This is a genomic window from Pantoea piersonii, from assembly GCF_003612015.1.
Lineage (GTDB): Bacteria > Pseudomonadota > Gammaproteobacteria > Enterobacterales > Enterobacteriaceae > Pantoea > Pantoea piersonii.
Map to the genome: position 1 here is coordinate 510,267 of NZ_RARB01000003.1, position 9,406 is coordinate 519,672.

Below are 9,406 nucleotides of genomic sequence, written 5' to 3' on the forward strand. Positions count from 1 at the left end.
AATGGACTGGCGTTTTCTGCAAGCGAATAAAGAGGCGCGCTGGGCGCTTTACCTGACGCTGGCCTATCTGGCCGTCTGGGGCCTCTCAGCGTGGCTGGGTGGCGATGAAACCGGCGTCACCGGCCTGCCGCGCTGGTTTGAACTCTCCTGCGTTTTTGCCCCGCTGCTGTTTATCGTGTTGTGCTGGCTGATGGTACGTCTGGTATTCCGCGATATGCCGCTGGAGGATAACGATGGAAAATGAAATCATTCTTCCACTGCTGGCTTACCTGGTGCTGATCGCCGGGCTGTCGGTTTTTGCCATGCGCAAACAGCGTCAGGGCAATTTTCTCACTGAATACTTTCTTGGCAGCCGATCCATGGGCGGTTTCGTCCTGGCGATGACCATTACCACCACCTATATCAGCGCCAGCTCTTTTATCGGCGGTCCCGGCGCGGCCTATAAATATGGTCTCGGCTGGGTATTGCTGGCGATGATCCAGGTGCCGGCGGTCTGGCTGTCGCTCGGCGTATTAGGGAAAAAGTTCGCTATTCTGGCGCGCCGCTATAACGCGGTGACGCTGAACGATATGCTTTACGCCCGCTACCGCAGCACGCTGCTGATCTGGCTGGCGAGCGTTAGCCTGCTGGTGGCCTTTATCGGCGCGATGACGGTGCAGTTTATTGGCGGCGCGCGTCTGCTGGAGACCGCCGCCGGTATTCCCTACGATACCGGCCTGCTGATTTTCGGCGGCACCATCGCGCTCTATACCGCCTTCGGCGGCTTTCGCGCCAGCGTGCTCAACGACGCCATGCAGGGCCTGGTGATGCTGGTCGGCACCTTTCTGCTGCTGTTCGCCGTGATCCATCAGGCGGGTGGGCTCGGCACCGCGGTAGATAAACTGCGCGCTATCGATCCGCAGCTGGTCACGCCGGAAGGCGTCGGTAACGTGATCAATCCGACCTTTCTCAGCTCCTTCGCGGTGCTGGTCTGTTTCGGCGTGATTGGCCTGCCGCATACCGCCGTGCGCTGTATCTCCTATAAAGACAGCAAAGCGATGCATCGGGGCATTATCCTCGGCACGATCGTAGTCGTCGTGCTCATGCTCGGTATGCATCTGGCCGGCGCGCTCGGCCGGGCGATCCTGCCGGATCTGGCAATTCCCGATCGTGTGATCCCGACGCTGATGATTACCGTTCTGCCACCGATGGCCGCGGGCGTGTTTCTCGCCGCGCCGATGGCAGCGATCATGTCGACGATCAACGCGCAGCTGCTGCAGGCCTCCGCTACGCTGATCAAAGATCTCTATTTGCGCATCGCGCCGCGCCAGAGCGCAAACGAAAAGCGTCTGCGTATGTTGTCCGGCACCATCACCTTTGTGCTAGGCGCGCTGCTGCTGCTGGCGGCATGGAATCCGCCGGATATGATTATCTGGCTTAACCTGCTCGCCTTCGGCGGTCTGGAGGCCGTCTTTCTCTGGCCGCTGGTGCTCGGCCTTTACTGGTCGCGCGCCAATGCCGCGGGCGCCATTTCCGGTATGCTGGTGGGCGCGGGAAGTTACACGCTGCTTGCCAGCCTGAATATTCAATGGGGTGGCTTCCACCCTATCGTTCCGTCATTGACCTTAAGCCTGCTGGCTTTTCTGGTCGGTAATCTGTTTGGCCGCGCGCCTGATGCTGCGCTGGAATAAAGAGAAACGCTATGCCATGGATTCAAATCAAAATTAACAGCACCGGCGAACACGCCGAAACGCTCAGCGATGCCCTGATGGAGAGCGGCGCAGTCTCCGTGACCTTTCAGGATACGCACGATAACCCGGTCTATGAGCCGCTTCCTGGCGAAACCCGCCTGTGGGGCGATACCGATGTCATCGGCCTCTTTGACGCAGAAACGGACATGGATGATGTAGTGGCGGAGCTGAGCCAGCATCCGCTGCTGGGATCCGGCTTCCGCCATAAGATCGAACAGATCGAAGATAAAGACTGGGAGCGCGAATGGATGGATAATTTCCATCCCATGCGCTTCGGCGAGCGGCTGTGGATCTGCCCAAGCTGGCGTGACGTGCCGGATCCTGACGCCGTTAACGTCATGCTCGATCCGGGCATGGCGTTCGGCACCGGCACCCATCCGACGACCTCGCTCTGTCTGAGCTGGCTTGACGGGCTGGATCTGGCGGGTAAAACGGTGATCGATTTCGGCTGCGGATCCGGCATTCTGGCAATTGCGGCGCTGAAGCTGGGCGCGGCGCAGGCGATTGGCATCGATATCGATCCGCAGGCGATCCAGGCGAGCCGCGATAATGCGGAACGCAACGGCGTCGCCGATCGTCTGTCGCTCTATCTGCCGCACCAGCAGCCAGAGAACCTGCAGGCTGACGTAGTGGTCGCCAACATTCTTGCCGGTCCGCTGCGCGAGCTGGCGCCGCTGATTAGCGTACTGCCGAAAACAGGCGGACATCTGGGGCTATCAGGCGTGCTGGCCAGCCAGGCGGATGGGGTTTGCGAGGCCTATGCCGATTGTTTCACTCTCGATCCGGTGGCGGAAAAAGAGGAGTGGTGCCGCATTACCGGCGTACGTCGTTAAGCGGGCTGACAGGCCAGTTGCCGCTGGCCTGCTATCAGGCGGAGCACGCGACATGACGGTATAAAGCGAGGTAATTACGTTCAGGCCGCAACGATGTTAGCGCAATAAAGCGCCATCTGGGCGTCATATCTCTGGTTAATTACCTGATGTGGCGCTTTTTATGTTGTGATTTACGGCATGGTTTAAGAAAAATTTTTGTTCACAATTTCAGCGTATTTTTTTAATGCATTGAATTTTAATGGAAATTAAAAAATTGGCCGCTGTTTGACCTGCTTTCTTCCATTATTTACGGCGAATTGTTCAAAGTTTGGCCTTTCATCTTCGGTAAAAAATGCGTAATATACGCCGCCTTGCGAACAGTTACGGTCACTTCTTCTTCATGCGCATTGGACACCACCAGCTTCGTAATCGACTCATTGCTGCGCCGATGGCCGGGATCACCGATAAGCCATTCCGCACCCTCTGTTTTGAGAACGGCGCCGGTATGGCGGTCTCCGAGATGCTGTCATCTAACCCTGAAGTCTGGGCGAGTGACAAATCCCGTTTGCGTATGGTGCACAGTGACGAGCCCGGTGTTCGCGCCGTGCAGATTGCAGGTTGCGATCCTGATGATATGGCCGCCGCCGCGCGCATTAATGTGGCGTCTGGCGCGCAGATCATCGATATCAACATGGGCTGCCCGGCCAAGAAAGTGAATCGTAAGATGGCAGGCTCAGCGCTGCTGCAGTATCCCGAGCTGGTGAAGTCTATTCTCACCGCCGTGGTTAACGCAGTGGATGTGCCCGTTACGCTGAAGATTCGCACCGGCTGGGATCCGGAAAACCGTAACTGTGTAGAGATTGCCCAATTGGCTGAACGCTGTGGCGTTCAGGCCCTGACGATACATGGACGCACTCGTGCCTGCCTGTTCAACGGGGAAGCTGAATACGACAGCATTCGGACAGTTAAGCAGAGTGTCACCATTCCCGTTATCGCGAATGGCGACATAACTGACCCGCATAAAGCCAGAGCCGTGCTTGACTATACGGGGGCGGATGCCCTGATGATAGGCCGCGCGGCTCAGGGAAGACCGTGGATCTTCCGGGAAATCCAGCATTATCTGGACACTGGGGAGCTGCTTGCGCCGCTGCCGCTGGCAGAGGTGAAGCGTATGCTCGTTACGCATATACGTGAGCTGCACGACTTTTATGGTCCAGGCAAGGGATACCGTATAGCGCGAAAGCACGTCTCCTGGTATTTGCAGGAGCATGCCCCTAATGACCAGTTTCGGCGCACATTCAACGCCATAGAGGATGCCAGCGAACAGCTGGAGGCGTTGGAGGCATACTTCGAAAATCTTGCGTAAACGAAATAAAGAGCTGAAAGAACTATGTTCGAACAACGCGTAAATTCTGACGTACTGACCGTTTCTACCGTTAACTCACAGGATCAGGTGACGCAAAAGCCACTGCGTGATTCGGTTAAACAGGCACTGAAGAACTATTTTGCTCAACTGAACGGTCAGGATGTTAATGACCTCTATGAGCTGGTACTGGCTGAAGTCGAGCAGCCACTGTTGGACATGGTGATGCAGTATACCCGTGGCAACCAGACCCGTGCTGCGCTGATGATGGGTATCAACCGTGGTACTCTGCGTAAGAAACTGAAAAAATACGGCATGAACTGATTTTTAGTTGATGCGGTAAATGACGCCAGCCTGAGTGCTGGCGTTTTTATTGGTACAGGTTTTGCGGTAGCGCCTGAAGCGGTGAAACAAATGCCGCAGGATGGTAACCTTAGTTGCAATCGCGCCAGTGAAAATTACCCGCGTATTTATTCCCTCTTATTTCTCCGATAGCCTGCTTTTTCTCCGGCCTCCTTTGCCGCCACGCCAGCGCTGACGCCAGCCCAGTGATCTGCGTTCGCGAAAAACGTAACGTGTTTCTGGCTTACATTCTGTCCTGAGCTTTGGCTCACATTGCTTCCATATAGTGAAACTATTTGCACTAATTGTGATCGAGGCGACTCGCTTTGCTTCCTTTTGGTGCGCGATAGTAGCGCTGCTCTCCCACTACTTCAGATTAATAAGAGATCTCTCAAGCCCACTCGAGTTTCTGCAAACCTGGCACCAGCTTTGCAGAGCTATGCGTGGCTGACCGCCACAGACAGGTAATAGCGCGCTGCAGAGTGCGCATCAAACATAACAAAATAATTACGCCACACAGGATGCTTTATGAAAAAGATGATGCTCTCTACGCTGGTCGCCGCCGCTGCGCTCTTCGCGGTAACTCAGCAGGCGCACGCCGGCACCACGCTGGATGCAATTAAGAAGAAAGGTTTTGTGCAGTGCGGTATCAGCGATGGGCTGCCGGGCTTCTCCTACGCCGACGCCAGCGGCAAATTCTCCGGCATTGACGTCGACGTTTGCCGCGCGGCCGCGGCCGCTGTTTTCGGCGACGCCAGTAAGGTGAAATATACGCCGCTGACCGCGAAAGAGCGTTTCACCGCACTGCAGTCAGGCGAAGTAGACATCCTGTCACGCAACACTACCTGGACCTCGTCGCGCGACGGCGGAATGGGCTTCCTGTTCGCCGGCGTGAATTACTATGACGGCATCGGCTTTTTGACTCACCAGAAAGCAGGCCTGAAGAGCGCGAAAGAGCTGGACGGCGCGACCGTCTGTATTCAGGCGGGCACCGATACGGAACTTAACGTGGCTGACTTTTTCAAAGCCAACAAGATGCAATATACCCCGGTGACTTTCGACCGCTCTGATGAATCCGCCAAAGCGCTGGACAGCGGCCGCTGCGATACCCTGGCTTCCGATCAGTCTCAGCTCTATGCGCTGCGCATCAAACTCGGTAAGCCGGATGATTTTATCGTTCTGCCGGAAGTCATCTCGAAAGAACCGCTGGGCCCGGTCGTACGTCGCGGCGACGATGACTGGTTCACCATTGTTAAGTGGTCGCTCTACGCCATGCTGAACGCTGAAGAGATGGGCATCAACTCGAAGAACGTCGACCAGATGACGGCTAAGCCAACCACGCCGGATATGGCACACCTGCTGGGCGCGGAAGGCGACTTTGGCAAAGACCTGAAGCTCGACAACAAGTGGGCTTATAACATCATTAAGCAGGTCGGCAACTACCAGGAAGTCTTCGACCGCAACGTGGGCAAAGATAGCGCGCTGAAGATCGCGCGCGGTCAGAATGCGTTGTGGAATCAGGGCGGCATTCAGTACGCCCCGCCGGTCCGCTAATCAACGATGTTAACGGGACGCCGCGCCGCGCGGCGTCCTGCCTGCGTTTTGTCTCTGAGGTTTCAACATGTCACAACGCCCAAGCGTGAAAAGGGACATTTCATTCGGTAATCCCGCGGTTCGCGCCTGGCTTTACCAGATTATCGCCGTCGTCGCGGTAGTGGCCGTGGTGGGTTATCTGATCCACAACACGATAATCAACCTTGCCAGCCGCGGCATCACGTCCGGATTTGGCTTTCTTGAACGCAGCGCCGGTTTCGGCATTATTCAGCATCTGATCGACTACACCGAAGGCGATACCTACGCACGCGTCTTCCTGGTTGGCCTGACCAACACCCTGCTGGTTTCTGCGCTCTGCATCGTTTTCGCTTCGCTGCTGGGTTTTTTTATTGGCCTGGCGCGTCTGTCGGATAACTGGCTGTTGCGCAAGCTTTCAACTATCTATATCGAAACGTTCCGCAATATTCCGCCGCTGCTGCAGATCTTCTTCTGGTACTTCGCGGTATTACGTAACCTTCCCGGCCCGCGTCAGGCGTTAAGCGCGTTCGATCTCGCCTTTATCAGCAATCGCGGCCTCTACGTCCCCTGCCCGCAATATGCGCCCGGCTCCTGGCCGTTTATCATCGCGCTGGCGCTGGCGGCCGCAGGCAGCTATGCGCTGTTCCGCTATCACCGCCGGTATCAGCTCAAGACCGGCCAGCTGCGCCGTACCTGGCCTGCGGCTATCGCTATGCTGGTGCTGTTTCCTGCTGTGGCGCATCTGGGTTTTGGCGCGGCCACGCACTGGGACCTGCCGACGCTGCACGGTTTTAACTTCCGCGGCGGCTTCGTGATGATCCCTGAGCTGGCGGCGCTTACCCTGGCGCTTTCTGTCTATACCTCCTCGTTTATCGCTGAGGTGATCCGCGCCGGCATCCAGTCCGTGCCGCACGGCCAGCACGAAGCCGCTCGCTCGCTGGGGCTGCCTAATCCGGTAACGCTGCGCCAGGTCATTATCCCGCAGGCGATGCGCGTTATTATTCCGCCGCTTACCAGCCAGTATCTCAATATCGTGAAAAACTCCTCGCTGGCCGCGGCCATCGGCTATCCCGATATGGTGTCGCTGTTTGCCGGTACGGTGCTGAACCAGACCGGCCAGGCGATCGAAACCATTGCCATCACCATGGGGGTCTATCTGGTGATTAGCCTGGTAATTTCACTGCTGATGAATATCTATAACCGCAAAATTGCGCTGGTTGAGCGCTAAGAGAACGGGATGACGATGTCTGTTACCACACACGAAACCTCGCCGGTTGCTACGTCGCCGCTGAGACGCGCCTGGGGCTGGGCGCGTAAAAATCTTTTTTCCAGCTGGTTCAATACGCTGCTGACGTTGTTCTGCCTCTGGCTGATGTGGCAGGTGATCCCGCCCGCGCTGGAGTGGCTGGTGTTCCAGGCGAACTGGGTGGGTGAGACGCGTGCCGACTGCACCAAAGAGGGCGCATGCTGGGTATTTATCCATGCGCGTTTCGGCCAGTTTATGTATGGACTCTATCCGCACGAGCTGCGATGGCGTATTAATCTGGCGCTGATAGCTGGCGTAGCCTCTCTTATCCCAATGTTTATGAAATCTCTGCCGCAACGTGGCCGCTACATTGCCTGCTGGGCGGTGCTTTATCCTCTCACCGTCTGGGTGCTGATGTCTGGCGGCCTTCTGGGGCTGGAGCATGTCGAAACACGCCAGTGGGGCGGACTGACATTAACGCTGATTATCGCCGCCGTCGGGATCGCCGGCGCATTGCCGCTGGGTATTCTGCTGGCGCTGGGACGCCGCTCGCGGATGCCGGTAGTGCGAACGCTATCGATCATTTTTATTGAGTTCTGGCGCGGCGTGCCGCTGATTACCGTGCTGTTTATGTCATCGGTCATGCTGCCGCTGTTTATGTCGGAAGGAACCAGTATCGATAAGCTGGTGCGCGCGCTGGTTGGGGTGATTCTGTTCCAGTCGGCCTACGTGGCCGAAGTGGTACGCGGCGGCTTACAGGCGTTGCCGAAAGGCCAGTATGAGGCGGCGGAATCGCTGGCGCTTGGCTACTGGAAAACCCAGGTGCTGGTGATTTTACCGCAGGCGTTGAAGCTCACTATTCCTGGCCTGGTGAACACCATTATTGCGTTGTTTAAGGATACCAGCCTGGTGATCATCATCGGTCTGTTCGACCTTTTCAGCAGCGTGCAGCAGGCCACTGTCGATCCCGCCTGGCTGGGCATGTCGACGGAAGGCTATGTTTTTGCCGCGCTGGTCTACTGGATTTTCTGTTTTAGCATGTCGCGCTATAGCCAGCATCTGGAGAAGCGCTTTCACACCGGGCGTAAATCGCACTGAGGTTTTCCATGACACAAAATTTGCATCACGATTCAGCTTTAATGATTTCGCTCGAGAACGTGAATAAGTGGTACGGGCAGTTTCATGTTCTGAAAGACATTAACCTGCAGGTGAAACCGCGAGAACGCATCGTACTATGCGGTCCTTCCGGTTCCGGTAAGTCCACGACGATTCGCTGTATCAACCATCTGGAAGAGCATCAGCAAGGACGTATCGTGGTCGACGGCATCCATCTTAATGATGATGTGCGTAATATTGAGCGCGTACGGACTGAAGTCGGTATGGTGTTTCAGCATTTTAATCTTTTCCCACATCTGACCGTTTTACAGAACTGTACTCTGGCCCCCATCTGGGTGCGCAAGACAGCGAAAAAAGAGGCTGAAGAGCTGGCGATGCATTATCTGCAGCGCGTGCGAATTGCAGAACATGCGCATAAGTTTCCGGGGCAGCTCTCCGGTGGACAGCAACAGCGCGTGGCGATCGCGCGCTCGCTCTGTATGAAGCCGAAAATTATGCTGTTTGATGAGCCAACCTCAGCGCTGGATCCGGAGATGGTTAAAGAGGTGCTGGATACCATGATAGGGCTGGCGGAAGATGGCATGACGATGCTGTGCGTTACTCATGAGATGGGCTTTGCCCGCACCGTCGCTGATCGCGTGATCTTTATGGATCGCGGCGAGATCGTGGAAATGGCGCCGCCGCAGACCTTTTTCTCAAACCCTGTGTCCGAGCGTACGCGTGCGTTTTTATCGCAGGTTATTCATTAACGACGGCCAACAGATCGACGCCCCGGACAGGTTCCGGGGTTTTTTATGCGCGCAAACGGTGAATTGCAGAAAAGAAAAAAGCCCTTTGCGTATGCAAAGGGCTTTTTCTTGTTTGATGCCTGGCAGTTCCCTACTCTCGCATGGGGAGACCCCACACTACCATCGGCGCTACGGCGTTTCACTTCTGAGTTCGGCATGGGGTCAGGTGGGACCGGTCAGGTGGGACCGCCGCGCTAAAGCCGCCAGGCAAATTCTTTATTCGCCGAACTCTTACGTAACTGGTGCTGATACCCAGAGTCGAACTGGGGACCTCACCCTTACCAAGGGTGCGCTCTACCAACTGAGCCATATCAGCACACTGTATTTGGATGCCTGGCAGTTCCCTACTCTCGCATGGGGAGACCCCACACTACCATCGGCGCTACGGCGTTTCACTTCTGAGTTCGGCATGGGGTCAGGTGGGACCGCCGCGCTAA

General features: G+C 56.3%; 9 protein-coding genes, 1 tRNA gene and 2 rRNA genes. 9 read left to right on the plus strand and 3 right to left on the minus strand.

The features are described 5' to 3' along the window. The first annotated feature begins 1 nt into the window (after position 1). From D7S44_RS11905 to D7S44_RS11945, 9 genes are all read left to right on the plus strand, one after another. Positions 2 to 244 carry a YhdT family protein gene (locus D7S44_RS11905; RefSeq protein WP_103794461.1) on the plus strand — a complete coding sequence of 81 codons (243 nt, stop codon included), beginning with the start codon at positions 2 to 4 and terminating at the stop codon, positions 242 to 244. Beyond that, positions 234 to 1,670 (plus strand): sodium/pantothenate symporter, encoded by a 1,437-nt coding sequence (gene panF, locus D7S44_RS11910; RefSeq protein WP_120455083.1) that lies wholly within the window; start codon positions 234 to 236, stop codon positions 1,668 to 1,670. The genes D7S44_RS11905 and panF overlap by 11 nt, the downstream gene beginning before the upstream one ends. Positions 1,671 to 1,681: 11 nt before the next feature. Continuing rightward, positions 1,682 to 2,563 (plus strand): 50S ribosomal protein L11 methyltransferase, encoded by an 882-nt coding sequence (gene prmA, locus D7S44_RS11915; protein ID WP_120455085.1) that lies wholly within the window; start codon positions 1,682 to 1,684, stop codon positions 2,561 to 2,563. Between the two features lie 379 nt (positions 2,564 to 2,942). Further along, complete coding sequence (gene dusB / locus D7S44_RS11920; RefSeq protein ID WP_120455088.1) at positions 2,943 to 3,908, plus strand: tRNA dihydrouridine synthase DusB; 966 nt, start codon at positions 2,943 to 2,945, stop codon at positions 3,906 to 3,908. A gap of 24 nt (positions 3,909 to 3,932) precedes the next feature. Further along, on the plus strand, positions 3,933 to 4,229 hold the full coding sequence (gene fis, locus D7S44_RS11925) for a DNA-binding transcriptional regulator Fis (RefSeq protein WP_000462905.1): 297 nt from the start codon (positions 3,933 to 3,935) through the stop codon (positions 4,227 to 4,229). 546 nt (positions 4,230 to 4,775) lie between these two features. Beyond that, the gene (locus D7S44_RS11930) at positions 4,776 to 5,801 is read left to right on the plus strand and encodes an amino acid ABC transporter substrate-binding protein (protein WP_120455090.1); all 1,026 of its coding nucleotides are present in this window, start codon (positions 4,776 to 4,778) and stop codon (positions 5,799 to 5,801) included. Positions 5,802 to 5,868: 67 nt separating this feature from the next. Then, a complete protein-coding gene (locus D7S44_RS11935) occupies positions 5,869 to 7,047 on the plus strand; it encodes an amino acid ABC transporter permease (protein ID WP_120455091.1) in 1,179 nt (392 codons plus the stop codon). Positions 7,048 to 7,062: 15 nt separating this feature from the next. Continuing rightward, positions 7,063 to 8,163, plus strand: coding sequence for an amino acid ABC transporter permease (locus D7S44_RS11940; protein WP_120455093.1), 1,101 nt, complete (start codon positions 7,063 to 7,065; stop codon positions 8,161 to 8,163). An 8-nt stretch (positions 8,164 to 8,171) separates the two neighbouring features. Continuing rightward, on the plus strand, positions 8,172 to 8,930 hold the full coding sequence (locus D7S44_RS11945) for an amino acid ABC transporter ATP-binding protein (protein WP_120455095.1): 759 nt from the start codon (positions 8,172 to 8,174) through the stop codon (positions 8,928 to 8,930). Positions 8,931 to 9,047: 117 nt separating this feature from the next. Here D7S44_RS11945 and rrf (D7S44_RS11950) read toward each other — a convergent pair. The 3 genes from rrf (D7S44_RS11950) to rrf (D7S44_RS11960) form a co-directional block, all read right to left on the minus strand. Continuing rightward, a 5S ribosomal RNA gene (rrf, locus tag D7S44_RS11950) occupies positions 9,048 to 9,177 on the minus strand. 32 nt (positions 9,178 to 9,209) lie between these two features. Next, positions 9,210 to 9,285: transfer RNA gene (locus D7S44_RS11955), tRNA-Thr, on the minus strand. A 15-nt stretch (positions 9,286 to 9,300) separates the two neighbouring features. After that, a 5S ribosomal RNA gene (rrf, locus tag D7S44_RS11960) occupies positions 9,301 to 9,406 on the minus strand.

What these genes read in the sequence shown, in the direction of transcription:
- D7S44_RS11930 (WP_120455090.1), top strand. Translation starts at nt 4,776, where the DNA reads ATGAAAAAGATGATGCTCTCTACGCTGGTCGCCGCCGCTGCGCTCTTC.
- fis (WP_000462905.1), top strand. Translation starts at nt 3,933, where the DNA reads ATGTTCGAACAACGCGTAAATTCTGACGTACTGACCGTTTCTACCGTT.
- dusB (WP_120455088.1), top strand. Translation starts at nt 2,943, where the DNA reads ATGCGCATTGGACACCACCAGCTTCGTAATCGACTCATTGCTGCGCCG.
- D7S44_RS11945 (WP_120455095.1), top strand. Translation starts at nt 8,172, where the DNA reads ATGACACAAAATTTGCATCACGATTCAGCTTTAATGATTTCGCTCGAG.
- D7S44_RS11905 (WP_103794461.1), top strand. Translation starts at nt 2, where the DNA reads ATGGACTGGCGTTTTCTGCAAGCGAATAAAGAGGCGCGCTGGGCGCTT.
- panF (WP_120455083.1), top strand. Translation starts at nt 234, where the DNA reads ATGGAAAATGAAATCATTCTTCCACTGCTGGCTTACCTGGTGCTGATC.
- D7S44_RS11935 (WP_120455091.1), top strand. Translation starts at nt 5,869, where the DNA reads ATGTCACAACGCCCAAGCGTGAAAAGGGACATTTCATTCGGTAATCCC.
- D7S44_RS11940 (WP_120455093.1), top strand. Translation starts at nt 7,063, where the DNA reads ATGTCTGTTACCACACACGAAACCTCGCCGGTTGCTACGTCGCCGCTG.
- prmA (WP_120455085.1), top strand. Translation starts at nt 1,682, where the DNA reads ATGCCATGGATTCAAATCAAAATTAACAGCACCGGCGAACACGCCGAA.